Consider the following 24,783-nt stretch of genomic DNA (forward strand, 5'->3'; position numbering starts at 1 on the left):
CCATGCAGTTCCCCATGCAGTTCCATCCTCTCCTGGTGGCCGGCGCCGTCGTGTTCGCCAGCCTGCCGGCCGGTGCTGCCGAGCATGTGCTGGCGCAGAAGGGCAAGGCCTTCTCCGTCAAGAAGCTGCAGGTGAAGGTCGGCGACACCGTGAAGTTCGTCAACGAGGATCCGTTCGCGCACAACGTGTTCTCGCTGTCCGATGCGAAGAGCTTCGACCTCGGCTCGTTCGGGCAGGGCGGCTCGAAGACGGTCACGCTCGACAAGCCCGGCACCGTCGAGGTCGAGTGCGCGGTCCACCCGGACATGCGCATGGTGATCGAGGTCAGCAAGTGAAGCCCCACGACAGCCGCGCGCTGTGGATCGGCGCGCTGGTCGTCGCGTGCCTGCTGAGCTGGGCCGGTGGCGTGCGCGCCGAGCCGCTGCCGCGCGACAGCCGCGAGGCGGCGGTGTTCCGCGGCGGGCTGGTGTTCGCGAACTACTGCGTCACCTGCCACGGCATCAACGCCGACGGCAATGGCCGCGCCGCCCGGCTGTACGACCCGCGGCCGGCCAACCTGCGCACCACCGACAAGAACGACGCCTACCTCGGCCTGATCGTCAAGATGGGCGGGCAGGCGCTGGGCCGCTCGCCGTTCATGCCGCCGTGGGGCGCCGAGCTGACCGAGGAGCAGATGCGCGACATCGTCGCCTACGTGCGCTCGCTGAACCTGCGGGCCGACGCGACGCCGTAGTCCTGCAGTCAGGCTCTTCGCTTTGGTTTTTCGAAAACAGTTCCAACCCACTGGATCAGCAGGGGTGGTGCGAACGTTCCTGCCAGAGGAATACGGGGCGAGCCGCCATCCACGGGCAGAATTGGGCGGCATGAGACACACGTCCTCACCCCCACGACTGACAGCCTTCGGCCTGTACTCGCCGGTGCAAAACCGCGCTGAATACGAGCGCTTCGTCGAACGTCGGGCTGCTGAGCGGGACCCGGCGAATTACTCACAGGAGACCATTGATTTCCTCACCCGATGTCGGCGTGAAGTTCCGAGGGCGCACACTGAAGCCGACAGGCAGGAAATCTGGGAGGAGTTTGAGAGTTCGCTGGCGATGGCTGTACTTGTCGAGGTCCTGGCGGAGAACGTTGATTCCAAGTTTGACGTGGGCGACTTTGTGCAATTCGATCCCGGGGTGCGCGAAGGCTGGTCGCAGTGTGCTTGGCAGGAGACGTACCTCACCGATGACGGCAGCGCCGTGCTCTCGGGCCAGCCGCCGCCGAAGGCGCCGTTGCTGCCTCGCTTCCGAGTCGCGTTCTACATTCACAACTGGCGCCGTCGCTTGGGGTTGCTGTCGAGCTATGGTTGCCTCGAGTTGCCACGTGTGAAACCTATGCCTAAGCGCCTATGGGAGTTGGTGCCGTACCAGAGCGTAGGTTGAAAGCCGGTGAGCACCGACATACCACCCGCAACCGGCTCAGGCACCAGTCAAACTTGACCGCCCGTGGTCGGCCACTTGCAGTCGGACCCCAGGGCACTTTGAGAAAGGCGTTTGCCGACCATTGGTGAAGTTGTGTCGGCAAACGCCAGCGCATGTGGCTCAAGCAAATCCTCATGCAGCTTGATCGACTTGCTACGTCTTGACCAAGGTAAACACGACTTCGTACAGGCCGGGCGACGCAGTTCCGAGCGCCTTGTTGCGGGCGATGAAACCCTCGTCCTGCAGCTTTTCGAAGACTAGTTTCCAGGCGTCAAAGCTGTCGCACTGCGCATAGTTGACGACGCGTGTGCCGTCTCGCTCTCGATGGATGCTGGCCGATCGCCAGCCCGGTACGTCCCGCACGGCGTGCGCGGCTTCCTTGAGGAGATCGATCAGCGCTTGCTGGTGATCCGGTGTGGTGGTGAAGACGTTGATCTGTGTGACGACCTTGTCGTCAGCAACGATGGTAGGCATGACACTTCCCTTTTCAGAAGCGCTTCTTCGGCCGCGGGCAATCGATGGAACCGTGCACGAACAAGCGCAGTGGCGCAAAGCGCACCACGGGCTTGTCGCGGGTTCTCGCCGGAGCTGAACAGGTTCTTCCTTGCGGAAGGGATCGGGCTTACCAACTTACCGATCCGGCCCTTTCTCGACGCTGGAATTTTACAGTGGTGGCCCTGCACGGGGGTATGAACGCTGCTTGTCATCGCCAACCACTCGACTCCCGATTTCCGAATGCCGGCGACCGATTCGAAGCGCCCCGGCATGCATCGGCAGCGTCCGCTTTTCGGCGACCAATCTGTTGAACAGACTTCGTTGGCACCGCATATCCTCGCCCGGGACATCGCAAATCGTCAGCCATGCAGAAGCCCTCCCCACGCCAACTTGGGTACATCATCGGGTCGTCGCTCAGCAACGGCCCGATGGTGCAACTCGCCACTCCGGGCCTGTCAGCCAGATCGAGCTTGAGTTCATGGATCGCTTGCTCGATCTCGGCGACGACACGGAGAGCCGCGTCGCTGCCTGCGGTCGCCTCGGCTTGACAACGCCAAAGCACCTTTGGCACGTCTATGTTGCAACTGCCAGCCGGGAGCTCAAGGCAACTGGACGCACGATTTCTGCCAGTTGAATGGACAGAACAGGTGCGGCGCGCTCAGCCCTGTGCCCAGAACACCGCGAACCACCCCTGCGGATCGGTCCAGTGCCGCATCTGGCGGAAGCCCGATTCGCGCAGCAGTGCCTCGAAGCTCGCCAGCGTGTACTTGTACGAACTCTCGGTGTGGATGCGCTCGCCGGCCGCGAAGTGCCGGCTGTGCCCGGCCCAGCGCACGTCCAGCTCGCGCACCGCCTGCAGGTGCATCTCGATGCGCGACAGCCCGGTGTCGAAGCGCGCCACGTGCTGCCAGTCGGGCAGCTGGAAGTCAGTGCCGATGCGCCGGTTCAGGTGCGGCAGCAGGTTGCGGTTGAATGCCGCGGTGACGCCGAGCGCATCGTCGTAGGCAGCTTCCAGCAGGTGCGCCGGCTTCACCAGGTCGATGCCGATCAGCATGCCGCCGCCGCGCGCCTGCTCGCGGGCGCCGGCCAGCAGCCGCGAGGCCTGTTCGGGCGTGAAGTTGCCGATGCTCGATCCGGGGTAGAAGAACACCGGCCGGTCGCGCAGCAGCTCGTTCGGCAGCACCAGCGCATTCGCGAAGTCCATGCCGAGGCCGGTGACGTTCAGCGCCGGGTGCGCGCGTTGCACGCCGGCCAGCGCCTCGCGCAGGAAGTCGACCGAGATGTCGATCGCGACATAGCGCGACGGCTTGAACTCCGGGAACAGCCGCACCGCCTTCGCGCAGTTGCCGGCGCCCAGGTCGATCAGCGTCATCCCGCGGCCGATCGCGTCGGCCATCTCGCCGGCATGCAGGTCGAAGATCGCGGCTTCGGTGCGGGTCGGGTAGTACTCGGGCAGTTCGGTGATCGCCTCGAACAGGTGCGAGCCCAGGCTGTCGTAGAAATACTTGGGCGCGACCTCGGCCCGCGCCTTCAGCAACCCGGCCGTCACCTCGGCCAGCGTGGCGGTCTCGGGCGGCAGCTTGTTCTGCATGAACTGCGGCTGCAGCGGTGCCGTGCGGCCGGGCAGACCGACCAGCGACGGGCGGCGGCCCGGGTCGGCGGAGGCGGTATCGCGGGGGGTGTCTCGGGCAGTATCTCGGGCGGTGGTGCGCAAAGCCAGCAACGGGTCCATGCAGGGTCTCCTCGGGGTGGGGGGCATCTTGCCGGATGCCGATAAACGTTGTCGACCCAAGGTCGTAGGACTTACAGCCGTCGAGGTGTAGGAATCTGGCGCCGAAGGGGCCGCGGGGCGCGGCCATAATCCCGGCCGGGCCCATTTCCAGTCAGGCCCCCGAACACCCACCCGGAAAGCGCCCTCGATGCAGATCGGTTTTTCCATCAACGAAGTGCTTTGCCTGCTGAGCCTGGCCACCGGCGCCTGCTGGTTTGCCTGGCGCCGGCGCCTCGCGCGCACGCCCGCGCCGACGCGCAAGCCGCTGTGGGTCAGCTTCGGTGCCGAGCTGTTCTTCGTGGTGGCGCTGATGTTCACCTGCCGCGTCGCGGTGGCCGACTGGCCGAAGGTGCCGTCCGGTTCGATGGAGCCGACGCTGCGGGTCGGCGACTACCTGCTCGTCAACCACCTGGCGTACGGCCCGCGCCTGCCGTTCACCAACACCGCGATCGAGTTCGGCAAGCCGCAGCGCGGCGATGTCGTCGTGTTCCGCTTCCCGCGCAACGTCTCCGAGTTCTACGTGAAGCGGCTGATCGGCATGCCGGGCGACGTGGTGCGCTTCCAGGACGGCGCGGTCAGCATCAACGGCGCGCCGTTCGAGGTCGAGCCGGTCAGCGACGGCAGCGAGGCCGGCGTGCGCGAGGAAGACCGCGGCCAGTGGCTGCAGAAAGAATCGCTGCCCGGGCGCGAGCACCTGATCAAGATCAACCCGTTCGTGCTGGGCAGCATGGCGGTCGACCTGCAGCAGCCCGACCTCGGCCGGCAGTGCGTCAACGAGCGCCGCGGCGCCTGGCACTGCACGGTGCCCGAGGGTCAGTACATGATGCTGGGCGACAACCGCGACAACTCCGAAGACTCCCGCCGCTGGGGCTTCCTGCCGCATTCCGAGGTGTATGGCAAGGCGGTGCGCGTGCTGTTCAACCTGTCCGACATGTCACGCTTCTGGACACCGCTGTGAGCACTGCATCTTCCACTGACCTGCAAGGCAAGCGCATCGTGCTCGGCCTGACCGGCGGCATCGCCTGCTACAAGGCCGCCGAGCTGACGCGCGCGCTGGTGAAGGCGGGCGCCTCGGTGCAGGTCGTGATGACCGAGGCGGCCGAGCAGTTCATCACGCCGGTCACGATGCAGGCGCTGTCGACCCGGCCGGTGTTCACCAGCCAGTGGGACGCGCGCGAGGCCAACAACATGGCCCATATCAACCTGACGCGCGAGGCCGATGCGGTGCTGATCGCGCCGGCCAGCGCCGATTTCATCGCCCGGCTGGTGCAGGGCCGGGCCGACGACCTGCTGAGCCTGCTGTGCCTCGCGCGGCCGATCGCCAACTGCCCGCTGCTGGTGGCGCCGGCGATGAACCGCGAGATGTGGGCACACCCGGCGACGCAGCGCAACATCGCCCAGCTGCGCGCCGATGGCGCCACCGTGCTCGGCCCGGGCAACGGCGACCAGGCCTGCGGCGAGATCGGCGACGGCCGCATGCTCGAGCCGCTGGAGCTGCTGGAGGACGTGGTCTCGTTCTTCGCGCCGAAGCGGCTGCGCGGCCAGCGCCTGCTGATCACCGCCGGGCCGACCTTCGAGCCGATCGATCCGGTGCGCGGCATCACCAACCGTTCCAGCGGCAAGATGGGCTTCGCGATCGCCCGCGCGGCGCACGAAGCCGGTGCCGAGGTGACGCTGGTGGCCGGCCCGGTGCACCTGCCGACGCCGCGCGGCGTGCGCCGCATCGATGTGCAGACCGCCCAGCAGATGTTCGACGCGGTGCTGCCGCTGGCGGCGCAGCACGGCGTGTTCGTCGCGACCGCGGCGGTGGCCGACTGGCGGCCGGCCTCGCTGTCGGACCACAAGATCAAGAAGAACGGCAGCAAGGTCGCACCGACCTTCGAGCTGACCGAGAACGCCGACATCCTGGCCGCCGTCGCGAAGCTGCCCGACCGGCCGTTCTGCGTCGGCTTCGCGGCCGAGAGCCACGACCTGTCCAGGCATGCCCGCGAGAAGCTGCAGCGCAAGAACGTGCCGCTGATCGTCGGCAACCTGGGGCCAGCGACCTTCGGGCGTGACGACAACGCGCTGCTGCTGGTTGACGCCCAGGGCGAGCGCCAGCTGCCGCATGCCGACAAACTGACGCTCGCGCGCACGCTGGTGGACGAGATCGCGGCGCGGCTGTCCTCTTCCACTTCCACTCCTCGACCCGCATGACCCCGATCGACCTGAAGGTGCTCGACCCGCGCATGGCCGAGCAACTGCCGGCGTACGCGACCCCCGGCAGCGCCGGCCTCGACCTGCGCGCCTGCCTCGACGCGCCGCTGGTGCTCGAGCCCGGCCAGACGCAGCTGATCCCGACCGGCCTCGCGATCCACGTCGCCGATCCGGGGCTGGCGGCGATCATCCTGCCGCGCTCGGGGCTGGGCCACAAGCATGGCATCGTGCTCGGCAACCTGGTCGGGCTGATCGATTCCGACTACCAGGGCCAGCTGATGGTGAGCTGCTGGAACCGCGGCCAGTCGGCCTTCACGATTGCGCCGATGGAGCGCATCGCGCAGCTGGTGATCGTGCCGGTGGTGCAGGCGAGCTTCCGGGTGGTGGACGAATTCGGCACCTCCGACCGCGGGGCAGGGGGCTTCGGCTCGACCGGCAAGCACTGATTTCTTGCCGACGCCGTGAAATCCTCGCGGCGGCTGGCGGTTGGTTTACCGACCCGCAATAAACTTGTCGAAATGCTTTGATAGGCTAAGCATCTCGTCCAGTCCTGCGAAGGCAGCGCCCCGCCGTGGCCTCTCTTGCCAGACCTCCAGCCAAGCCCGAACCGACCAGCCCCGCGCCCGACGCCAGCCGCGTCGCCGCCGAGGTGCTGAGCGTCGTGCCCGACGTGATGAACGCCATCCGCATGGGCATGCGTGGCAACCTGGATGCCGGCCTGTCGGTGCCGCAATTCCGCTGCCTGGGCTTCATCGGCCGGCACGCCGCCTGCTCGATCAGCGATGTCGCCGGTTTCCTCGGCGTCACGCTGGCCACCGCGTCGTCGATGGTCGACCGGCTGGTGCGCGCCAGCTACGTCTCGCCCACCACCGCGCAGGCCGACCGCCGCCGCACCGAGCTGCGGCTGAGCGCCGAAGGCAAGTCGCTGCTGGACGGCATCCGCCGTGGCGCCCGCGMTGACCTCGCAAAAACCTTGTCCGACGCCACGCCGGCGGAACTGGCGGTCGTGATGCAGGGTCTGGCCATCCTCAAGGCCAGGTTCGTCCATGACTGACACCGCATCGCCCACGGCTGCCGCCGAGCAGGTCGCCGCCGAACGGATCGCCGAAGGGCGCCGCCGCTTCCGCCGCCTGTTCGGCGCGGTGATGCTGCCGATGTTCCTCGCGGCCGTCGACCAGACCCTGCTCGCCACCGCCACACCGGTGATCAGCCGCGAGTTCGGCGGCCTGCGCGACACCTCCTGGCTGGCCGTCTCGTACCTGCTCGCGTCGGTGATCGTCGTGCCCTTGTACGGCCAGCTGGGCGACCAGTTCGGGCGGCGCAAGCTGCTGTCGCTGGCCACGCTGATGTTCGCACTCGGCTCGCTGGGCTGCGGCCTGGCGACCGGGCTGTGGTGGCTGGTGGCCGCGCGCACGCTGCAGGGGCTGGGCGGCGGCGGGCTGATGACGCTGTCGCAGGCGCTGATCGGCGAGGTCGTCTCGCCGCAGCGGCGCGCGCGCAGCCAGGGCTATTTCGCGATCGTCTTCACGCTGGCCAGCGTCGGCGGGCCGGTGATCGGCGGGCTGGTGGTGCACCACGCCAGCTGGCGCTGGCTGTTCCTGGTCAACCTGCCGCTGTGCGCACTGGCGCTGTGGCGGCTGCATGCGCTGCGCGCCGACGACGTGCCGCACGAGCGCAAGGGCCCGCCCGACGTGCAGGGCATGTTGCTGTTCGCGCTGGCGATGGGGCTGAGCCTGTTCTGGCTGTCGTCGGCCGGGCACCGCTTCGAATGGGTGTCGGCTGCCAGCGCGGCGATGCTGGCGGCCATCGTCGCGCTGTGGGCGGTGTTGCTGCGCGTCGAGCGCCTCGCCGCGCGGCCCTTCCTGCCGATCGAGTTGATGCGGCTGCCGCCGGTGCGCTATGCGGTGCTGACGGTCGTCGGCTTCGCGTCGGCGATGTTCGCGATGGTGTTCTACCTGCCGATCTACCTTCAGCTGTCGCTGCACGCCGATGCGGCCGAATCCGGCCTGCTGCTGCTGCCGCTGACGGCCGGCATCGTCGGCGGCGCGACCCTCACGTCGCGGCTGATCGTCTGGACCGGCCGGCCGACGGCGATCCCGATGGGCGGGCTGCTGCTGGCCGCCGCCGGCCTGCTCGGCATGGCACTGCTGCCGCCCGACAAGCGCACACTGATCGGCCTCGGATTCACCACCGGGCTGGGCCTGGGCAGCGTGATGTCGGTGATGCAGATCGTGACGCAGACGGCCTCCGGCCCCGCGCGGCTGGGTGCCGCGGCGGCCACCATGTCTTTGGCTCGCACGCTGGGTTCCTCGATCGGCGCGAGTGCGTTCGGCGCGCTGATCTTCGGGTTGATCGGGAGCAGCGATGCGCTGCACGCGGCCCAGGATCCGCATGCACAGCAAGACCTGCGCGTCGCGTTCGAGGTCGCCTTCGGCTGTGCCGCCGCCGTGTGCGTGCTGGCCGCCTGGGCCGCCAGCCGGGTGCCGGCGCTGCGCTTCCATCCCGGGGCCGAGGGCCGGGCCGATTTTTCCGAATGACTTGACGACGGGCAGTTCATGAACAAGAGCTTGGTGGGTTGGGTGATCGCCGCAGTGGTCGTGGTGGCAGGGGTCGGCTACGGCCTGGCATCGCGCGGCAAGGGCGAGGGCGCTGCGGCGGCCCCGTCGGCGGCGGCCTCGGGCGCGGCGGTCAGCGTCAGCACCGTGCGGGCCCAGCAGCGCGACTACGACGTCACGCTCGAAGCCACCGGCAGCGTCACCGCGCTGAACAGCGTCGACATCCGCCCGCAGGTCGCCAGCACCATCACCCAGGTGCACATCAAGGAAGGCCAGTTCGTGAAGGCCGGCGAGCTGCTGTTCACGCTCGACGCGCGCACCGACGAGGTCAACGTCGCGAAGGCGCAGGCCCAGCTCGAGAAAGACCTGGCCTCGCTGGCCGACGCACAGCGCCAGCTCACCCGCAGCAAGGACCTGCTGGCGCAGAACTTCGTCTCGCAGAGCGCCGTCGACAGCAGCCAGACGCTGGTCGAAGGCTCGCAGGCGGTGGTGTCGTCCGATCGCGCCGCGCTGGCCGCCGCCAAGGTGGCGCTCGGCTACAACCGAATCGTCGCGCCAGGGGCCGGCCGCGCCGGCGCGATCAACGTGTTCCCCGGCAGCTCGGTGCAGCCGGCCACCAGCACGCTGGTCACGCTGACGCAGATCGACCCGATCGCGGTCGGCTTCAACCTGCCCCAGCGCAACCTCGGCGAAGCGCTGCGCAACCTGCAATCGGGCCGTGGCGTGGTCACGGCCGTGCTGCCCGAGGGCCGCGGCACGCTGACCGGCAAGCTGCAGTTCGTCGACAACAACATCGACGCGTCGTCCGGCACCGTCAAGGTGAAGGCGGTGTTCGACAACAAGCAGCAGACGCTGTGGCCCGGCGCGTTCGTCAGCGTGCGCCTGGTGGTCGAGACGCTGAAGGGCGCGACCGTCGTGCCGCAGGCCTCGCTGATCCAGGGACCGCGCGGCAACATCGTCTACACGGTCGACGACGGCGGCAAGGCCGTCGCCCGGCCGATCGTGGTGGTGCAGGCGGCCGGCACCGACGCGGTCGTCACCGGCGTGCAGCCGGGCGAGCGCATCGTGGTCGACGGCCGGCAGAACCTGCGCCCGGGCGCGCCGGTGGTCGAGCGCGCCGCCAGCGGGGCGGGTGGCAAGGGCAAGGGTGGAGCATCTGCAACCGCGTCCGCCACACCGGGGGTGACACCATGAACCTGTCCGAGCTGTTCATCCGCCGTCCGGTGATGACGGTGCTGCTGAACGCCGCCATCGTCGTGGCCGGCGTGATCGCGTACACGCGCATCCCGGTGGCGGCGCTGCCGAGCTACAACACGCCGGTCATCAACGTCTCGGCGGCGTTGCCGGGTGCGAGCCCCGAGACCATGGCCACCTCGGTCGCGCTGCAGCTCGAGAAGCAGTTCCAGACCATCCCCGGCCTCAGCGTGATCAGCTCGGCGAACACGCTGGGCAGCACCACCGTGACGCTGGAGTTCGACGAGGGCCGCGACATCGACGCCGCCGCGGTCGACGTGCAGGCCGCGCTGCTGCGCGCCCAGCGCCAGCTGCCGCAGGACATGACCAGCCCGCCGTCGTACCGCAAGGTCAACCCGGCCGATGCGCCGGTGCTGCTGATCGCGCTGACCTCGCCGTCGCTGAACCTGTCGGACCTGAACGATTTCGCCGAGCACCTGATCTCGCCGTCGCTGTCGACGCTGGCCGGCGTCGCGCAGGTCAACATCTTCGGCCAGAAGCGCTATGCGGTGCGGGTGCGGGTGCAGCCCGATGCGCTGGCCGCGCGCAACATCAGCCTCGACGAGCTGAACGCCGCGCTCGGCGCGGCCAACGCCAACACGCCGGTCGGCACGCTCGAAGGCCCGAAGCAGACGCTGACGCTGCAGGCGAACCGCCAGCTGCGCAATGCCGCCGAGTTCGGTGAGCTGATCGTCAGCAACCGCAACGGCAACCCGGTGCGGCTGAAGGAGGTCGCCTCGGTCGAGGACAGCTACGAGACGGTCAAGACCTTCGCGAGCTACAACGGCGAGCCGTCGATCACGCTCGCCATCCTGCGCCAGCCCGACGCCAACACCGTCAAGGTGGTCGACGCGGTGCGCGCCGCGCTGCCGGGCTTCCAGGCGCAGCTGCCGCAGTCGGTGCGCATGAACCTGGTCAACGACCGCTCGGTGTCGGTGCGCGAATCGCTGCACGACGTGACGCTGACGATGCTCGGCACCATCGTGCTGGTGGTGCTGGTGATCTTCCTGTTCCTGCGCCGCTTCGTCGCGACCGCGATCCCGACGCTGTCGCTGCCGGTCTCGCTGGTCGGCGCGATCGCGCTGCTGTGGGGCTTCGGCTACACGCTCGACAACATCTCGCTGCTCGGGCTGACGCTGGCGGTCGGCCTGGTGGTCGACGACGCGATCGTGATGCTCGAGAACATCATGCGGCACGTCGAGCACGGCGAGGCGCCGTTCGGTGCGGCCCTGCGCGGCTCGCGCGAGGTCGGCTTCACGATCATCTCGATCTCCACCTCGCTGATCGCGGTGTTCATCCCGATCTTCTTCATGCCGGGCGTGATCGGCCTCTTGTTCCACGAGTTCGCGGTGATCGTGTCGCTGGCCATCATCGCGTCGGCCTTCGTCTCGCTGACGCTGGTGCCGATGCTGGCCAGCCGCTTCCTGACCGACGATGCGCACAAGAAGCAGCCGGGCGCGCTGGTGCGCTCGTTCGAGCGCGGCTTCGACCTGCTGCTCGGCGCCTATTCGCGCACGCTCGACGTGGCGCTGCGCCACCGCGTGGCCGTCGTGATGGTCGCGGCGGTCACCTTCCTCGCGACCGGCTGGCTGTTCGCGAGCATCTCGAAGGGCTTCTTCCCGCAGGAAGACATCGGCCAGCTCAGCGTGCAGACCGAGGCCTCGGAAGACACCTCGTTCCCGGAGATGGTGCGGCTGCAGGACCGCGTCGCGGCCATCATCCGCGACGACCCGAACGTGCAGGCCGTCAGCTCGTTCAACGGCGGCGGCGGCGCGCAGAACACCGGCCGCATGTTCGTGGCGCTGAAGCCGCATGCGCAGCGCGACGACATGACCAAGGTGGTCGAAGGGCTGCGCCGCAAGCTGCGCGACGTGGCCGGCATCACCGTCTTCATGCGCCCGATCCAGAACCTGCAGCTCGGCGGCCGCCAGAGCAAGGCGCAGTACCAATACATCCTGCAGAGCGTCAAGGCCGATGAGCTCAGCGACTGGGCGCAGAAGCTGCAAGCGAAGCTGCGCGCCGATCCGCTGTTCCGCGACGTGACCAGCGATTCGCAGCTGCGCGGGCTGCAGGCCTCGCTGAACATCGACCGCGACCGCGCCAACGTGCTCGGCGTGTCGATCGACGCGCTGCGCTCGGCGCTGTTCAGCGCGTTCGGCGAGCGGCAGGTGTCGACCATCTACACCAGCGTCGACAGCTACCAGGTGATCATGGAGGTGGCGCCCGGCGCCAAGCAGGACGAGAGCGCGTTCAACAACATCTACGTGCGCTCGTCCAACGGCACGCTGGTGCCGATGTCGAGCTTCACGACCGTCACGCGCACCGTCGGGCCGACCTCGATCAACCACGTCGGCCAGCTGCAGGCGGTGACGGTGTCGTTCAACCTCGCGCCCGGGGCCGCGCTCGGCGATGCGACCGGCAAGATCGAGCACTACCGCGCGGAGATCGAGCTGCCGGAGTCGATCATCACCAGCTACGGCGGCGATGCGGCGGTGTTCAAGAGCTCGCAGGGCAGCCAGGCGATCCTGATCGTCGGCGCGCTGCTGGTGATCTATGTGCTGCTGGGCGTGCTGTACGAGAGCTACATCCACCCGCTGACGATCCTGGCCGGGCTGCCGTCGGCGGCGGTTGGTGCGCTGCTGACGCTGAAGCTGTTCAACATGGACCTGACGCTGATCGCGACCATCGGCATCCTGCTGCTGATCGGCATCGTCAAGAAGAACGCGATCATGATGATCGACTTCGCGCTCGACCAGCAGCGCTCGCAGGGCATGGCGCCGGAGCAGGCGATCCGCGAGGCCTGCGTGCTGCGCTTCCGGCCGATCATGATGACGACGCTGGCGGCGCTGATGGGGGCGCTGCCGATCGCGATGGGGCTCGGCGCGGGTGCCGAGCTGCGCCAGCCGCTCGGGCTGGCGGTGGTCGGCGGGCTGGTGTTCTCGCAGGCGATCACGCTCTACATCACGCCGGTGATCTACCTGTACCTCGACCGCTTCAGCGGCAAGGGACCGGTCACGGCCCCCGAGGGCTCAGTGCAGCTGTGAATTCGACGGCGCCGTCGTCATGATGCTCACGGCCGGCGAGCCGACGGTGCCGGCGTCGATCTCATCTTCGGTGGCCTCGCGCACGTCGCGCACCTTCAGGTCGAGCCGCAGCGCGATGCCGGCCAGCGGGTGGTTGCCGTCGAGCACCACGTGGGTCGGGTAGACCTCGGTCACGGTGTAGACCGCGTCGGGCTGCAGGCCTTCGGTGACGGCGCCTTCGGGCGGGCCGTCGAACTGCATGCCGACGTCGACCTGCTCCGGGAAGATCGAACGTTCTTCGAAGAAGACCAGGTCGGGCTGGTAGTCGCCGAAGGCCTGGTCGGGCTCGAGGTGCAGCTTGGTTTCGTAGCCGGCCTCCTGGCCGATCAGCGCTTCTTCGACCTTCGCGAGCAGGTCGTCGCCACCGACGAAGAACTCGACCGGGGCGTCCAGTTCGTCGATCAGCTGGCCTTGGGCGTCTTCCAGCCGCCACGTGAGGGCGACGACGCAGGGATTGGTGATGAGCATCGGCGGAATGATCGCACAGTCATCGCACAATCCTGCGATGCCCGCACCGATCTCCCACCCCTCTGCGCCCGGCTCTACGCCCGGTGATGCCCCCCGCCCCGACACGCTGCTGGGCGGCCTGTCGCCCGCCGCCTTCATGCGCCGCCACTGGCAGAAGAAGCCGCTGCTGATCCGCCAGGCGGTGCCGGGCATCGTGCCGATCGCGCCGCGCGCGCAGCTGTTCGAGCTGGCGTCGCGCGAGGACGTCGAATCGCGCCTGATCCTGCGCGGCAGCCGCGGCTGGTCGATGAAGCGCGGGCCGCTGCTGCGGCGTTCGTTGCCGGCGGTGTCGCGCCGCGGCTGGACCCTGCTGGTGCAGGGGCTGGACCTGCACCTCGATGCCGCGCGCGAGCTGTTGTCGTGGTTCCGCTTCGTGCCGGATGCGCGGCTCGACGACCTGATGGTCTCGTGGGCGAGCGACGGTGGCGGGGTCGGGCCGCACGTCGATTCCTACGACGTGTTCCTGCTGCAGGTGCAAGGCCGGCGGCGCTGGCGCATCGGGCCGGTCGACGATGCATCGCTCGAGCCGGACGTGCCGCTGAAGATCCTCAGCCGCTTCGTGCCCGAGCAGGAGTGGCTGCTCGAGCCCGGCGACATGCTGTACCTGCCGCCCGGCTGGGGGCATGACGGCGTGGCCGAGGGCGAGTGCATGACCTGCTCGATCGGCTTTCGTGCCACCGGCCGCGACGAACTCGCGACCGAGGTGCTGCAGCGCGTGATCGAGGCGGTCGACCCCGATGGCGAAGACCCGCTGTACCGCGATCCGTCGCAAGCGGCCACCGACGCGCCCGGCCGCGTGCCGCAGCGGCTGCAGGCGTTCGCCGCCGATGCGGTGCAGCGGCTGCTGCGCGACCCGACAGCGCTCACCTGCGCGCTCGGCGAACTGCTGAGCGAGCCGAAACCGGCGGTGTGGTTCGACGCCGGTGAGCCGCTGGAGGCGCCGCGCGCGGTGCGCCTGGACCGCCGCACGCGGATGATGTACGACGATTGGCATGTCTTCATCAACGGCGATTCGTTCCGCGCCGCGGGCCGCGATGCGCGCCTGATGCGCCTGCTGGCGGACGGCCGCCGCCTGGCGCTTGCCGATGTCGCGCGGCTGAGCGACGATGCCTTCGAACTGCTCGGGCAGTGGGCGCACGCCGGCTGGGTGCATCCGGTGCACGAGACCTGAGCCACGCAAGGAGCACACGATGGAAGAGGTCGATGGGAGCGGCGGTGCACACCGCATCATCACGTCGCGCAGCGATTTCCTGCAGGCCCTGCGCGAGGGCTTCGCGCTCGCGGCCGAGCAAGGCTGCCGCGAGCTGCTGCTGAGCGATCCCGATTTCGCCGACTGGCCGCTCGGCGAGCTGGAGGTGCTCGATCACCTGACGCGCTGGGCCTTCGCGCACCGCAAGCTGACGATGCTGGGCGGGCACTTCGACGAGGTGTCGCGGCGCCATGCGCGCTTCGCAGCCTGGCGGCGGCAGTGGTCGCACATCGTCGAATGCCGCTCGCCCGACAGCGACGACGAGCGCGACATGCCGACCGTGCTGCTGGCACCGGGCCTGCTCACGCTGAAGCTGCTGAACCGCGCGCAGTACCGTGCAAGCTGGTCCACCGACGAGGGCGATGCGGTGCGCACGCGCGAACACCTTGATGCACTTTTGCAACGCTCCGTCGAGGCCTTTCCTGCGACAACGCTGGGCCTATAGGGTATGCACCCGGCCTGCGTATAATCATGGGCTGGGCCTAGGAAACGCTCGAGCTTTCCTGGGTCTGACTGCGTTGGGGATCTGCCGGGTATCCTGCCGGATATCGAGATCGGAGGGTTCCCACAATTACCGGTAATTGTCTGAACCTTCATTGAGGATAAGTATGAAAAAGTCGCTTCTGTTGGCTTCCCTGGTTGCTGCTGTTGCTCTGGCCGCTTGCGGCAAGAAGCCGGAAGAGGCCGCTCCGGCTCCTGCTCCGGTCGCTGCTCCGGCTCCCGCTCCGATGGCTGATGCCGCCGCTTCGGGCGCTGCAATGGCCGCTTCGGCTGCCACGGACGCTGCTTCGTCTGCTGCTGCCGCTGCTTCGAGCGCTGCTTCGGCTGCCAAGTAAATCGCTTCGGCGATTCAAAAAGCCGCCTTCGGGCGGCTTTTTCACGTCTGGATCTGCCGCTGCCCGTTCACCGCAATGACAGCCAGCCGAATCCGAGTGCCGGGTCGGCCACGATGATGTCGTCCGCGTTGCCGCCGGTCACACCGAGCAAGGCTTGAACCGCCAGCTCGGGCCGGTTGTTCTGCCGGCTCAGGTGCGCGGCCACCAGGTGGCGCAGCCCGCCGTGCAGGCAGGCCGCGAGGATCTCCGCGGCGGTCTCGTTCGACAGGTGCCCGAGCCGTCCGCCGACACGCCGCTTCAGCGAGGCCGGGTAGCTCGAGTTCGCGAGCATCTGGACGTCGTGATTGCATTCCAGCAGCAGTGCATCGCAGTGCTGCAGGTGCGCCACCACGTGCGCCGTCGACGAGCCGATGTCGGTCAGCACGCCCAGGCAGGCGTCGCCATCGGTCACGCGCAGCTGCAGCGGCTCGTTGGCATCGTGCGGCACGGTGTAGGGCTGCAGCTGCAGGTCGCCGATCGCGATCGGCTCGCCGTCGCGGGCCACGTTCAGCCATTCCTGCGCCGTCGGATCGCCGATCGCGCGCCAGGTGCCCTGGCTGGTCCACAGCGGAACGCGGTGCCGGCGTGCGAGCGTCAGCGCGCAGCCGACGTGGTCGCCGTGCTCGTGGGTCACGAACACCGCGTCGATGTCGTCGACCGCGAGCCCGGTGCGCGACAGTCGCAGCGTCAGCTCGCGCAGCGAGAAGCCGCAGTCGATCAGCAGCCGCGTGACGCTCGCGCCGCTGCCGGCCTCGACCAGCGTCGCGTTGCCGGTGCTGCCGCTGCCGAGGCTGCAGAAGCGCAGCATGTGCGGTACCTCGTTGCCGGAACCCCGGGGCTTACTTCAGCTCGTCGACCAGCAGGCCGACGATGCGCTTGCCGGCGTCGCCGTTCTCCGGCTCGCCCTTGCTGTCGAGCACCGAGATCAGGCTGGCATCGCCCTGGCCGACCACGCGCACTCGGTACTTCACCGGGGCGAAGTTGCCCTTCTCGCCGGTGCCGAACAGGCGGCCGAAGAAGCCGGGCTCTTCCTTGCCGGCCATCGCCGGATCGACATAGCGCACGAAGTAGACGCCTTGCGTGCGGTCGCGGTCTTCCACCGTGAAGCCGCTGCGGTCGAGCGCGAGGCCGACACGCCGCCAGGCGCGGTCGAAGGCGTCGTCGACCTGCAGCGTCGCGGCGGCCTGGCCGGTCAGCGCGCGTGCATGCGGCGTCGCGGAGGCGGGCGCCGACGCGGCCTGCTGCGAGGCCAGCTTGACCTGCTCGTCCTTCGCGCCCAGCTTCACGAGCAGCCGCGACAGCATTTCGCCCTCGAGTTCCGGGTCGTTGGGGCGCGGTTCCCAGCTCGTCGATTCCTTCTGCTGGCCGACGTAGACCTCGCGCAGCCCGCGGTGCGCGATGTGGATCTCGGTGCCGTTCGCGCCGCGCTCGACGCGGGTGCGGTACTTGTCGCGCTCACCGGTGGAGTACAGGCCGTCGATGACGCGGCCCAGCGTGCGGCGCAGCAGGTCGTCCGGCAGCTTGGCGCGGTTCTCGGCCCATTCGGTTTCCATCACGCCGGCCTCGGGCTGGTCGAGCGAGATCGACAGGCCGCGCTCCTTCCAGAAGGCCTGCAGCTGCGGCCACACCTGCTCGGGCGTCTGCGCGGTCACGACCCAGCGCTGGTCGCCCTGGCGTTCCAGGCGGGCCTGGCCGAGCGCGTTCGGCGCCACCGTCTGCGTGGCCGGGCCGGCGGCCACGGTGGATCCTGCAACGGCCTGCGGGTTCTGGAAGGTGGTGGCGCTGATGGTGCCGCCGCTCTGCATGTTGTAGCGCGAGTCGTTCTGCAGCTGGGTCAGGTCGGGCGGCACTTCCAGCGGCGTCGGCTTGGCGGTCGCGGTCTTGTAGTCGACCTTCTCGCCGGTCACGGCCGTCTCGATCGACGAGCAACCGGCGGCGGCGAGGCCCAGGGCGAGGGCGGCGGCGGTGGCCTGGGCGAGAGGGTTCAGGGGAAAACGGGTCACGTTGTGCATCTCCGAGGACAGTGCCACAAGGGCGCCGGCCGGGCCGGTGGAAAAGAGGAAAGGGAGGGCGGACTGGAGCAGGGACGGGCGGTCGCGTCAGCGCAGGCGGCTCGGGCCGCTCACAGCAGACCCGATTCGCGCATCGCTTGTTCCACCGTCGCCTGGCCGGCGGGCGTCAGCCCGACGATCGGCAGGCGCAGCGTGGCGCCGCAGCGCCCCAGGCGCGACAAGGCCCATTTGGTGGGCGCGGGGCTCGGTTCGACGAACAGGTTCTTGTGCAGCGGCAGCAGCTTCAGGTGGATGGCTGTCGCCTCGCGCGCCTGGCCGGCTAGCGCCGCCTTGCACAGCTCGTGCATCGCGCGCGGCGCGACGTTGGCGGTGACGCTCACGTTGCCGTGGCCGCCCAGCAGCATCAGCGCGATCGCCGTCGGGTCGTCGCCGGAATAGATCGAGAAGCCCGCGGGCGCATTGCGCACCAGCCAGCCGGCGCGCTCGATGTTGCCGGTGGCTTCCTTGATGCCGACGATGCCGGGGACCTGCGCGAGGCGCAGCGTGGTCTCGGGCAGCATGTCCGCCACCGTGCGGCCGGGGACGTTGTACAGCACCATCGGGATGTCGACCGCCTCGGCGATCGCCTTGAAGTGCTGGTAGATGCCTTCCTGCGACGGCTTGTTGTAGTACGGCACGACCGACAGCGTGCAGTCGGCACCGGCCTTGCGGGCATAGCGCGAGTGCTCGATGGCCTCGCGGGTGGAGTTGGCGCCGGTGCCGGCCATGATCGGTACGCGGCCGCGCGCATGCTCGACCGCGATGCGGATGATCTCCCAGTGCTCCTCGACCGAGACCGTGGGGCTTTCGCCGGTGGTGCCGACGACGCCGATGCAGTCGGTGCCTTCGTCGATGTGCCAGTCGATCAGGCGGCGCAGCGCGTCATAGTCGACGCTGCCGTCCTCGTGCATCGGCGTGATCAGCGCGACGATGCTGCCAACAATGGGTTTCATGCGGGATCCTCGGAATCCGCGGATTTTACTCACCCTGCGGGGGGTGCCCGGCGTCCAGAAGATAACGCGGGATTTCACCCGGTCCGCCGGGGTCGGCGGCGGCGTTCACCGCGGCGATCCGCTGCACGAAGCGCGCCGGCGAGCCGAGGAAGCCGTCTTCGAACGCGACGATGCGCAAGCCGCGGGCCGCCTCGAGCAACTCGCCCGGGCGCAGCAAAAAATCGGGGTTGGCCGGCCGGCCCACGCTCTGCTGGCCGTGGGCGAAGGTCTCGTAGATCAGCACGCCGCCCTCGTTCAGCGCCTGGCAGAGCGTCGGCAGCAGCGGCCGCCACAGGTAGTTCGTCACGACGACGGCGTCGAAATGGCGGTCGGGCAGCGGCCACGGGCCGGTCTCGATGTCGGCCAGCACCACGTCGGCGATCGGGTGCAGCGGCTCGGTGGCGGCCGCGTCGCGGTCGAGCGCCGTCACGTGGCAGCCCCGGCCGGCGAACCAGCGCACATGGCGGCCGCTGCCGCAGGCCACGTCGAGCACGCGGGCGCCCGGCGCGATCAGGTGCGACCAGCGCTGCACCCAGGCCGAGGGCGCGGGTGCGCCGGGGGGCGTCAGCGTCGCGCTCATTGCGGGCGGGCGTGCTGGTTCAGCGCCTTCAGCGCCAGCCGGTCGATGAAGCGCGGCGCGACCAGCTTCAGCCAGCGGCCGAGCTTGCCCTGCGCCGTCATCACGATGTCGCGCCGGCGCGCCTCGGCACCTTCGATGATCAGCCGGGCGCAGGTCTCGACCGGCATCGCATCCGATTCATCGAGCCCGCTGCGGCCGGCGGCGTGGCCGCTCGCGTCGTACCCGCGGCGGCGGATCTCCGTTGCGACGACGCCCGGGTAGGCGATGGTCACGCTGATGCCCTGGCGGCCGATCTCCGGGCGCAGCGATTCGAAGAAGCCGGTCATCGCGAACTTGGTGGCCGCGTAGGCGGTGCGCCCCGGCACGCCGACCAGCCCGGCCAGGCTCGACACCGCGACGATGCGGCCGTAGCTCGTCTTCAGGTGCGGCAGCGCGGCGTGCGTGCACCAGACGCTTCCCCACAGGTTCACCCGCATCAGGTCTTCGTACCAGCCGAGGTCGGCCACGTCGCGCAGCAGCGCCTGCGCCGACATGCCGGCGTTGTTGACCAGCGTGTCGAGCCGGCCGTAGGTGTGCATCGTCGCGTCGACCAGCGCCTTGCAGTCGGCTTGCACGCTCACGTCGCAGCGCTGCACCAGCGCCTGCGCGCCGTGCGTGCGGCACTCGTCGGCGACGGCCTGCAGCTTGTCGAGGTTGCGGGCTGCCAGCACCAGCGCGATGTTGCCCTTGCCGCGCGCGGCCCACTGCCGGGCCAGTTCGGCGCCGATGCCGTCCGAGGCGCCGGTGATGACGACGACGTACATGTCAGAAGCAGTTCCAGAGCTGGTTGGCGAGCGTGAAGGCCATCTCGGGGCGCAGGTAGGCGAGGAACACGAGCACCATCACGATGCCGACCGCCACCCAGATGCCCAACCTGACGACGTCCTCCTTCATGCGGGTTGCGGCGTCGCCCGCACGATCGCCGATTCGCGCACCGGCAGGTTGACGAGCGCGGCGAACACGCCCAGGCCGACCGCGATCCACCACACCACGTCGTAGCTGCCGGTCGTGTCGTACAGCTTGCCGCCGAGCCACACGCCGAGGAAGGAGCCGACCTGGTGGCTGAGGAACACGAAGCCGCCCAGCATCGACAGATAGCGCACACCGAAGATCTGCGCGACGACGGCGTTGGTCGGCGGCACGGTCGACAGCCACAGCACGCCCATGACCGACGCGAAGACGTAGACGCTGGTCGGCGACAGCGGCACGTTCAGGAAGACGAGGATCGCGACCGAGCGCAGCGCGTAGATGGTCGACAGGATGTAGCGCTTGGGCAGGCGCTGGCCGAGCGTGCCGGCGGTGTAGGTGCCGATCACGTTGAACAGGCCGATGAGCGCGAGCGCGCCGGTGGCGACGTCCTGCGACAGCCCGTGGTCCTTCAGGTAGCTGGGCATGTGCACGCCGATGAACACCACCTGGAAGCCGCAGACGAAATAGCCGGCCATCAGCAGCAGGAAGCTCGGGTACGCGAAGGCCTCGCGCAGCGCGGCGGAGAGGCTTTGCTGCAGCGGGTTGACGACGAACTTCGGTTCCTTGAGGCCGGCCGCCAGCGGGATGATGGCCAGCGCCACGCAGCCCAGCACGAACAGCGCCTGCTGCCAGCCGAGGTGGCCGATCAGCCAGTTCTCGGTGGGCACCATCAGGAACTGGCCGAACGAGCCGGCCGCCGCGGCGACGCCCATCGCCCAGCTGCGCTTTTCGGCGGCGACGTTGCGGCCGATCACGCCGTAGACCACCGCGTAGGTGGTGCCGGATTGCGCCATGCCGAGCAGCAGCCCGGCGCTGCCGGTGAAGGCGAGGCCGGAGGTGGACAGGCCCATCAGCACCAGCCCGCCGGCATACAGCAGGCTGCCGGCGATCAGCACCCGGAAGGCGCCGAAGCGGTCGGCCAGCGCACCGGCGAACGGGCCGGCGACGCCCCAGGCGAGGTTCTGCACCGCGAGCGCGAAGGCGAAGGTCTCGCGCGTCCAGCCGCGGTCCATCGTGATCGGTTGCAGCCACAGCCCGAAGCCGTGGCGGATGCCCATCGACAGCGTGACGATCATGGCGCCGCACAGCAGCACCTGTTTCATCGAGAGCGGAGCGGGGGCGTCGACAGTCCGGGACATCGGGCGAATGTAACGGATTGCCCTCCGATCAGAACCGGAAGCCGAACTTCGCGCTGTAGCTGGTCGCCTTGCCGGTCTTGTCGGCCTCGAAGGCCAGGTTGCCCAGCCCGAGGTTCAGGTTCACGCCGGCGAACACCTTCGCCAGGTTGAAGTCTTCATCGCCTGCCAACGGTGCGCCCTGGGGCTTGCTCTTGACGTTGACGGTGCCGAGCCCGGCGTACGGCGTCGCGAACAGGAAGCCCTTCGACACCGAGACGTCGAAGCCGAGCGTGCGCAGCTTCAGCTGGTCGACGCCCGACATCGACGACGCGCTCAGCCGCAGCGCGATCGCCGGCAGCACCGCGTTGCCGGCCAGCGGCGCCCAGCGCAGCTCGCCGCCGGTGACGGTGACGCCGGCCGACGGCACGCGCGAGACCGAGACGCCCACGTCGATGTCGAACGGCAGCCCCTTGTGCGCGCGCAGCGACGGCACCGCGATCGTCGACGGCACGCTGCTGCCGCCGGTCGCCTTTTCCCAGACGCCGCGGTTCTCGAGCACGGTGCCCGACACGCCGACGCCGATGTCGAAGCCGGTCAGCCCGAGCGGCTCGGACGGGATCAGCGGCTTGAACGACACGATGGCGCCCAGGTCTTCCGACAGCAGGCGGAACTCGGACTGCGTCAGCGTTTGCAGCGAGTTCAGCTCGGCTGCCTGGGCGATCGGCGCAGCGGTACCGAACAGGAGGGCGATCAGGGTGGCGGAGGCAAGGCGCATGGGTCGGGTCGGGTTGGGTGAATCAGAAAAAAGCGCGCAAGGGTAACGCGCCGCCACGACGCCTCCGTGTCGACCGCGCCACGGTCGATTGCGAGTTGTAACGTGGTGGGCTTCTAGAATCCCGCCCCATGGCGACCAAACCCAGCAATTCCTACGGCGAGTCATCGATCCGTGTCCTGAAGGGCCTCGAGCCCGTGAAACAGCGGCCGGGCATGTACACCCGCACCGACAACCCGCTGCACATCATTCAAGAGGTCATCGACAACGCGGCCGACGAGGCGCTGGCCGGCCACGGCAAGCGCATCGACGTGGTGCTGCACACCGACGGCTCGGTCACGGTGCACGACGACGGCCGCGGCATTCCGTTCGGGCTGCACCCCGAAGAGCAGGTACCGGTGGTCGAGATCGTCTACACCCGGCTGCATGCCGGCGGCAAGTTCGACAAGGGCTCCGGCGGTGCCTACAGCTTCTCGGGCGGCCTGCACGGCGTGGGCGTCAGCGTGACGAACGCGTTGGCCAAGCGGCTGGAGGTCACGGTGTACCGCGAGGGCCAGGTGGCGCGGCTGGCGTTCTCGGGCGGCGACGTGATCGAGCCGTTGACGATTCGCAAGGGCGTGTACTCGGCCGCGTCGGGCGACCGCAAGACCGGCACCACGGTGCGCGCCTGGCCGGACCCGAAGTACTTCGAGAGCGTCGATTTCCCGAAGGCCGAGCTGACCCACCTGCTGCGCAGCAAGGCGGTGCTGATGCCCGGCGTCATCGTCTCGCTGACGATCGAGAAGAGCGGCGAGGTGCAGACCTGGACCTACCAGGGCGGCCTGCGCGACTACCTGATGCAGGCGCTGACCGCCGACCCGGTGATCCCGCTGTTCGAGGGCGAGCGCTTCGCAGACTCGCGCGAGACCGAAAACTTCGCTGAAGGCGAGGGCGCCGCCTGGTGCGTCGCGTTCACCGAAGACGGCTCGCCGATGCGCGAGAGCTACGTCAACCTGATCCCCACCGTCAACGGCGGCACGCACGAAGCCGGGCTGAAGGACGGGTTGTTCGGTGCGGTGAAGGGCTTCATCGACCTGCACAGCCTGCTGCCCAAGGGCGTGAAGCTGATGCCGGAAGACGTGTTCTCGCGCGCCAGCTTCGTGCTGTCGGCCAAGGTGCTCGACCCGCAGTTCCAGGGCCAGATCAAGGAGCGGCTGAACAGCCGCGATGCGCTGCGACTGGTGTCGACCTACGTGAAGCCGGCGCTGGAGCTGTGGCTGAACCAGCATGTGGAGCTGGGCCGCAAGCTGGCCGAGTTGGTGATCAAGCAGGCACAGACGCGCCAGCGCGCGAGCCAGAAGGTCGAGAAGCGCAAGGGCTCGGGCGTGGCGGTGCTGCCCGGCAAGCTGACCGATTGCGAAAGCCGCGACCTGACGTTGAACGAGCTGTTCCTGGTCGAGGGCGATTCGGCCGGCGGCAGCGCGAAGATGGGCCGCAACAAGGAGACGCAGGCGGTGCTGCCGCTGCGCGGCAAGGTGCTGAACGCCTGGGAGGTCGAGCGCGACCGGCTGTTCGCGAACAACGAGATCCACGACATCGCGGTGGCGATCGGCGTCGACCCGCACGGCGCGACCGACGAGCCGGACCTGTCGGGGCTGCGCTACGGCAAGATCTGCATCCTGAGCGATGCGGACGTCGACGGCTCGCACATCCAGGTATTGCTGCTGACGCTGTTCTTCAGGCATTTCCCGAAGCTGATCGAGCGCGGCAACATCTACATCGCGAAGCCGCCGCTGTTCCGTGTCGACGCGCCGGCGCGCGGCAAGAAGCCGGCGGCCAAGCTCTACGTGCTGGACGAAGGCGAGCTGACCGCCACGCTGGACAAGCTGCGCAAGGAAGGCGCGCGCGACAACAGCTGGAGCATCGGCCGCTTCAAGGGCCTGGGCGAGATGAACGCCGAGCAACTGTGGGACACCACGCTGAACCCCGACACGCGCCGCCTGCTGCAGGTGGCCTTCGGCGCGCTCGATTTCGGCGCGACCACCGAGTCGCTGACCAAGCTGATGGGCAAGGGCGAGGCGCAAGCCCGCCGCGAGCTGATGGAATTGCGCGGCGACGACGTCGAGGTCGACGTGTGAATCCGTCGGCGACCCTGGCTGCGGTCGCCCTCGCCGTGCCCGCGCTCGCCCACGCCGAGCTGTGGGGCTACGTCGACGGCAGCGGCACCGCGCACCTCGCGCCGACGCAGGTCGATTCGCGCTACCACCTGGTGATGGGCGATGCGGCGCAGTTGCGCGTGCCTGGCAAGACCGATGGCGCCGGCGGCCTGCTGACCTGGCTGGAGTTCGCGCCCGAGGTCAAGTCGCTGCAGCCGCTGCTGCGCGAGGCGGCGGCCGCGCACGGCGTCGACATCGAGCTGCTGAAGGCCATCATCGCGGTCGAGTCCGGCTTCAACGCGAAGGCGGTGTCGCCGCGCGGTGCGGTCGGCCTGATGCAGCTGACCCCGATCGCCGCGCAGCACTACGGCGGCTTCGCGGCCAGCGAACGCCCCGCCGCGCTGCGCGACAAGCTGCTCGACCCGCGCACCAACATCCTCACCGGCGCCCGCATGCTGTCGACCCTGACGCGCCGCTTCGGCCGCATCGATGTCGCGCTCGCGGCGTGGAATGCCGGTGAATCCGCGGTGCGCAAGGCTGGCGGCGAGATGCCGGCCATCCCCGAAACCCAGGCGCACGTGCACCTGGTGCTGGAGCTCTACTGGGCGCTGCTGCAGGCGCGCATGCCGGGCGAACGCACCGGGCTGCAGATGCACGGCGCCGCTGCATCCGACGCTTCCCGCTAGCCCTTGCAGAAGCCGCG

General features: G+C 69.0%; 25 protein-coding genes. 14 read left to right on the forward strand and 11 right to left on the reverse strand.

Annotation, left to right across the window (positions count from 1 at the left end; translation table 11 throughout):
* Positions 1-2 precede the first annotated feature (2 nt).
* From ACXJLU_RS04040 to ACXJLU_RS04050, 3 genes are all read left to right on the forward strand, one after another.
* Positions 3-335: a cupredoxin domain-containing protein gene (locus tag ACXJLU_RS04040; protein WP_457329189.1), complete on the forward strand. Its 333-nt coding sequence runs from the start codon at positions 3-5 to the stop codon at positions 333-335.
* Positions 332-733: a c-type cytochrome gene (locus ACXJLU_RS04045; RefSeq protein ID WP_457329190.1), complete on the forward strand. Its 402-nt coding sequence runs from the start codon at positions 332-334 to the stop codon at positions 731-733. Before ACXJLU_RS04040 ends, ACXJLU_RS04045 begins: the two co-directional genes overlap by 4 nt.
* Positions 734-863: 130 nt before the next feature.
* Complete coding sequence (locus tag ACXJLU_RS04050) at positions 864-1,421, forward strand: hypothetical protein (protein ID WP_457329191.1); 558 nt, start codon at positions 864-866, stop codon at positions 1,419-1,421.
* Positions 1,422-1,613: 192 nt separating this feature from the next.
* Here ACXJLU_RS04050 and ACXJLU_RS04055 read toward each other — a convergent pair whose 3' ends face one another.
* Together ACXJLU_RS04055 and egtD are read right to left on the reverse strand one after the other, a co-directional pair.
* Positions 1,614-1,934, reverse strand: coding sequence for an antibiotic biosynthesis monooxygenase family protein (locus ACXJLU_RS04055; RefSeq protein ID WP_457329192.1), 321 nt, complete (start codon positions 1,932-1,934; stop codon positions 1,614-1,616).
* 679 nt (positions 1,935-2,613) lie between these two features.
* Complete coding sequence (gene egtD / locus ACXJLU_RS04060; RefSeq protein WP_457329193.1) at positions 2,614-3,687, reverse strand: L-histidine N(alpha)-methyltransferase; 1,074 nt, start codon at positions 3,685-3,687, stop codon at positions 2,614-2,616.
* A gap of 187 nt (positions 3,688-3,874) precedes the next feature.
* Between egtD and lepB the strand changes: the two genes are divergently transcribed.
* The 7 genes from lepB (at position 3,875) to ACXJLU_RS04095 (ending at position 12,754) form a co-directional block, all read left to right on the forward strand.
* Positions 3,875-4,684, forward strand: a complete 810-nt coding sequence (gene lepB, locus ACXJLU_RS04065; protein WP_457329194.1) for a signal peptidase I — start codon at positions 3,875-3,877, stop codon at positions 4,682-4,684.
* Positions 4,681-5,922: a bifunctional phosphopantothenoylcysteine decarboxylase/phosphopantothenate--cysteine ligase CoaBC gene (coaBC, locus tag ACXJLU_RS04070; RefSeq protein WP_457329195.1), complete on the forward strand. Its 1,242-nt coding sequence runs from the start codon at positions 4,681-4,683 to the stop codon at positions 5,920-5,922. The genes lepB and coaBC overlap by 4 nt, the downstream gene beginning before the upstream one ends.
* Positions 5,919-6,368: a dUTP diphosphatase gene (dut, locus tag ACXJLU_RS04075; RefSeq protein WP_457329196.1), complete on the forward strand. Its 450-nt coding sequence runs from the start codon at positions 5,919-5,921 to the stop codon at positions 6,366-6,368. The genes coaBC and dut overlap by 4 nt, the downstream gene beginning before the upstream one ends.
* Positions 6,369-6,493: 125 nt before the next feature.
* Entirely contained in the window at positions 6,494-6,976 is a 483-nt protein-coding gene (locus ACXJLU_RS04080; RefSeq protein ID WP_457329197.1) for a MarR family winged helix-turn-helix transcriptional regulator, read from the forward strand.
* Complete coding sequence (locus tag ACXJLU_RS04085) at positions 6,969-8,459, forward strand: MFS transporter (RefSeq protein ID WP_457329198.1); 1,491 nt, start codon at positions 6,969-6,971, stop codon at positions 8,457-8,459. The genes ACXJLU_RS04080 and ACXJLU_RS04085 overlap by 8 nt, the downstream gene beginning before the upstream one ends.
* A gap of 18 nt (positions 8,460-8,477) precedes the next feature.
* Positions 8,478-9,671, forward strand: coding sequence for an efflux RND transporter periplasmic adaptor subunit (locus ACXJLU_RS04090; RefSeq protein ID WP_457329199.1), 1,194 nt, complete (start codon positions 8,478-8,480; stop codon positions 9,669-9,671).
* Entirely contained in the window at positions 9,668-12,754 is a 3,087-nt protein-coding gene (locus tag ACXJLU_RS04095; RefSeq protein ID WP_457329200.1) for an efflux RND transporter permease subunit, read from the forward strand. The genes ACXJLU_RS04090 and ACXJLU_RS04095 overlap by 4 nt, the downstream gene beginning before the upstream one ends.
* On the opposite strand, the gene ACXJLU_RS04100 is transcribed toward ACXJLU_RS04095, so the two are convergent.
* The gene (locus ACXJLU_RS04100; protein WP_073464401.1) at positions 12,740-13,261 is read right to left on the reverse strand and encodes an FKBP-type peptidyl-prolyl cis-trans isomerase; all 522 of its coding nucleotides are present in this window, start codon (positions 13,259-13,261) and stop codon (positions 12,740-12,742) included. The two genes, ACXJLU_RS04095 and ACXJLU_RS04100, sit on opposite strands and share 15 nt — an antisense overlap.
* A gap of 37 nt (positions 13,262-13,298) precedes the next feature.
* On the opposite strand from ACXJLU_RS04100, the gene ACXJLU_RS04105 reads away from it, so the two are divergent.
* Complete coding sequence (locus ACXJLU_RS04105) at positions 13,299-14,471, forward strand: JmjC domain-containing protein (protein WP_457329201.1); 1,173 nt, start codon at positions 13,299-13,301, stop codon at positions 14,469-14,471.
* A 19-nt stretch (positions 14,472-14,490) separates the two neighbouring features.
* Entirely contained in the window at positions 14,491-14,994 is a 504-nt protein-coding gene (locus ACXJLU_RS04110) for a hypothetical protein (RefSeq protein WP_457329202.1), read from the forward strand.
* Positions 14,995-15,452: 458 nt separating this feature from the next.
* On the opposite strand, the gene ACXJLU_RS04115 is transcribed toward ACXJLU_RS04110, so the two are convergent.
* The 8 genes from ACXJLU_RS04115 to ACXJLU_RS04150 form a co-directional block, all read right to left on the reverse strand.
* Entirely contained in the window at positions 15,453-16,229 is a 777-nt protein-coding gene (locus ACXJLU_RS04115) for an MBL fold metallo-hydrolase (RefSeq protein WP_457329236.1), read from the reverse strand.
* A 34-nt stretch (positions 16,230-16,263) separates the two neighbouring features.
* Complete coding sequence (bamC, locus tag ACXJLU_RS04120; RefSeq protein WP_457329237.1) at positions 16,264-17,436, reverse strand: NlpB/DapX family lipoprotein; 1,173 nt, start codon at positions 17,434-17,436, stop codon at positions 16,264-16,266.
* Positions 17,437-17,546: 110 nt separating this feature from the next.
* Entirely contained in the window at positions 17,547-18,428 is an 882-nt protein-coding gene (gene dapA / locus ACXJLU_RS04125) for a 4-hydroxy-tetrahydrodipicolinate synthase (RefSeq protein WP_457329203.1), read from the reverse strand.
* A 25-nt stretch (positions 18,429-18,453) separates the two neighbouring features.
* On the reverse strand, positions 18,454-19,047 hold the full coding sequence (locus ACXJLU_RS04130; RefSeq protein ID WP_457329204.1) for a class I SAM-dependent methyltransferase: 594 nt from the start codon (positions 19,045-19,047) through the stop codon (positions 18,454-18,456).
* Positions 19,044-19,850: an SDR family oxidoreductase gene (locus tag ACXJLU_RS04135; RefSeq protein WP_457329205.1), complete on the reverse strand. Its 807-nt coding sequence runs from the start codon at positions 19,848-19,850 to the stop codon at positions 19,044-19,046. The genes ACXJLU_RS04130 and ACXJLU_RS04135 overlap by 4 nt, the downstream gene beginning before the upstream one ends.
* A gap of 1 nt (position 19,851) precedes the next feature.
* The gene (locus tag ACXJLU_RS04140) at positions 19,852-19,980 is read right to left on the reverse strand and encodes a hypothetical protein (protein ID WP_457329206.1); all 129 of its coding nucleotides are present in this window, start codon (positions 19,978-19,980) and stop codon (positions 19,852-19,854) included.
* Positions 19,977-21,194, reverse strand: coding sequence for an MFS transporter (locus tag ACXJLU_RS04145; RefSeq protein ID WP_457329207.1), 1,218 nt, complete (start codon positions 21,192-21,194; stop codon positions 19,977-19,979). Before ACXJLU_RS04145 ends, ACXJLU_RS04140 begins: the two co-directional genes overlap by 4 nt.
* Positions 21,195-21,222: 28 nt before the next feature.
* Entirely contained in the window at positions 21,223-21,948 is a 726-nt protein-coding gene (locus ACXJLU_RS04150; RefSeq protein WP_457329208.1) for a hypothetical protein, read from the reverse strand.
* A 128-nt stretch (positions 21,949-22,076) separates the two neighbouring features.
* On the opposite strand from ACXJLU_RS04150, the gene ACXJLU_RS04155 reads away from it, so the two are divergent.
* Together ACXJLU_RS04155 and ACXJLU_RS04160 are read left to right on the forward strand one after the other, a co-directional pair.
* Entirely contained in the window at positions 22,077-24,062 is a 1,986-nt protein-coding gene (locus tag ACXJLU_RS04155; RefSeq protein ID WP_457329209.1) for a DNA topoisomerase IV subunit B, read from the forward strand.
* Positions 24,063-24,097: 35 nt separating this feature from the next.
* Positions 24,098-24,766: a lytic transglycosylase domain-containing protein gene (locus ACXJLU_RS04160; RefSeq protein ID WP_457329210.1), complete on the forward strand. Its 669-nt coding sequence runs from the start codon at positions 24,098-24,100 to the stop codon at positions 24,764-24,766.
* Positions 24,767-24,783 lie beyond the last annotated feature (17 nt).

The organism is Rhizobacter sp. P5_C2 (assembly GCF_054049715.1).

Excerpts from the sequence above, each read along its gene's own strand:
- ACXJLU_RS04150 (WP_457329208.1), bottom strand. The coding sequence starts at position 21,948 with ATGCGCCTTGCCTCCGCCACCCTGATCGCCCTCCTGTTCGGTACCGCT.
- ACXJLU_RS04085 (WP_457329198.1), top strand. The coding sequence starts at position 6,969 with ATGACTGACACCGCATCGCCCACGGCTGCCGCCGAGCAGGTCGCCGCC.
- ACXJLU_RS04055 (WP_457329192.1), bottom strand. The coding sequence starts at position 1,934 with ATGCCTACCATCGTTGCTGACGACAAGGTCGTCACACAGATCAACGTC.
- ACXJLU_RS04110 (WP_457329202.1), top strand. The coding sequence starts at position 14,491 with ATGGAAGAGGTCGATGGGAGCGGCGGTGCACACCGCATCATCACGTCG.
- dut (WP_457329196.1), top strand. The coding sequence starts at position 5,919 with ATGACCCCGATCGACCTGAAGGTGCTCGACCCGCGCATGGCCGAGCAA.
- ACXJLU_RS04095 (WP_457329200.1), top strand. The coding sequence starts at position 9,668 with ATGAACCTGTCCGAGCTGTTCATCCGCCGTCCGGTGATGACGGTGCTG.
- ACXJLU_RS04105 (WP_457329201.1), top strand. The coding sequence starts at position 13,299 with ATGCCCGCACCGATCTCCCACCCCTCTGCGCCCGGCTCTACGCCCGGT.
- dapA (WP_457329203.1), bottom strand. The coding sequence starts at position 18,428 with ATGAAACCCATTGTTGGCAGCATCGTCGCGCTGATCACGCCGATGCAC.
- ACXJLU_RS04155 (WP_457329209.1), top strand. The coding sequence starts at position 22,077 with ATGGCGACCAAACCCAGCAATTCCTACGGCGAGTCATCGATCCGTGTC.
- ACXJLU_RS04140 (WP_457329206.1), bottom strand. The coding sequence starts at position 19,980 with ATGAAGGAGGACGTCGTCAGGTTGGGCATCTGGGTGGCGGTCGGCATC.
- ACXJLU_RS04050 (WP_457329191.1), top strand. The coding sequence starts at position 864 with ATGAGACACACGTCCTCACCCCCACGACTGACAGCCTTCGGCCTGTAC.
- ACXJLU_RS04135 (WP_457329205.1), bottom strand. The coding sequence starts at position 19,850 with ATGTACGTCGTCGTCATCACCGGCGCCTCGGACGGCATCGGCGCCGAA.
- ACXJLU_RS04100 (WP_073464401.1), bottom strand. The coding sequence starts at position 13,261 with ATGCTCATCACCAATCCCTGCGTCGTCGCCCTCACGTGGCGGCTGGAA.
- bamC (WP_457329237.1), bottom strand. The coding sequence starts at position 17,436 with ATGCACAACGTGACCCGTTTTCCCCTGAACCCTCTCGCCCAGGCCACC.
- lepB (WP_457329194.1), top strand. The coding sequence starts at position 3,875 with ATGCAGATCGGTTTTTCCATCAACGAAGTGCTTTGCCTGCTGAGCCTG.
- ACXJLU_RS04040 (WP_457329189.1), top strand. The coding sequence starts at position 3 with ATGCAGTTCCCCATGCAGTTCCATCCTCTCCTGGTGGCCGGCGCCGTC.
- egtD (WP_457329193.1), bottom strand. The coding sequence starts at position 3,687 with ATGGACCCGTTGCTGGCTTTGCGCACCACCGCCCGAGATACTGCCCGA.
- ACXJLU_RS04145 (WP_457329207.1), bottom strand. The coding sequence starts at position 21,194 with ATGTCCCGGACTGTCGACGCCCCCGCTCCGCTCTCGATGAAACAGGTG.
- ACXJLU_RS04130 (WP_457329204.1), bottom strand. The coding sequence starts at position 19,047 with ATGAGCGCGACGCTGACGCCCCCCGGCGCACCCGCGCCCTCGGCCTGG.
- ACXJLU_RS04090 (WP_457329199.1), top strand. The coding sequence starts at position 8,478 with ATGAACAAGAGCTTGGTGGGTTGGGTGATCGCCGCAGTGGTCGTGGTG.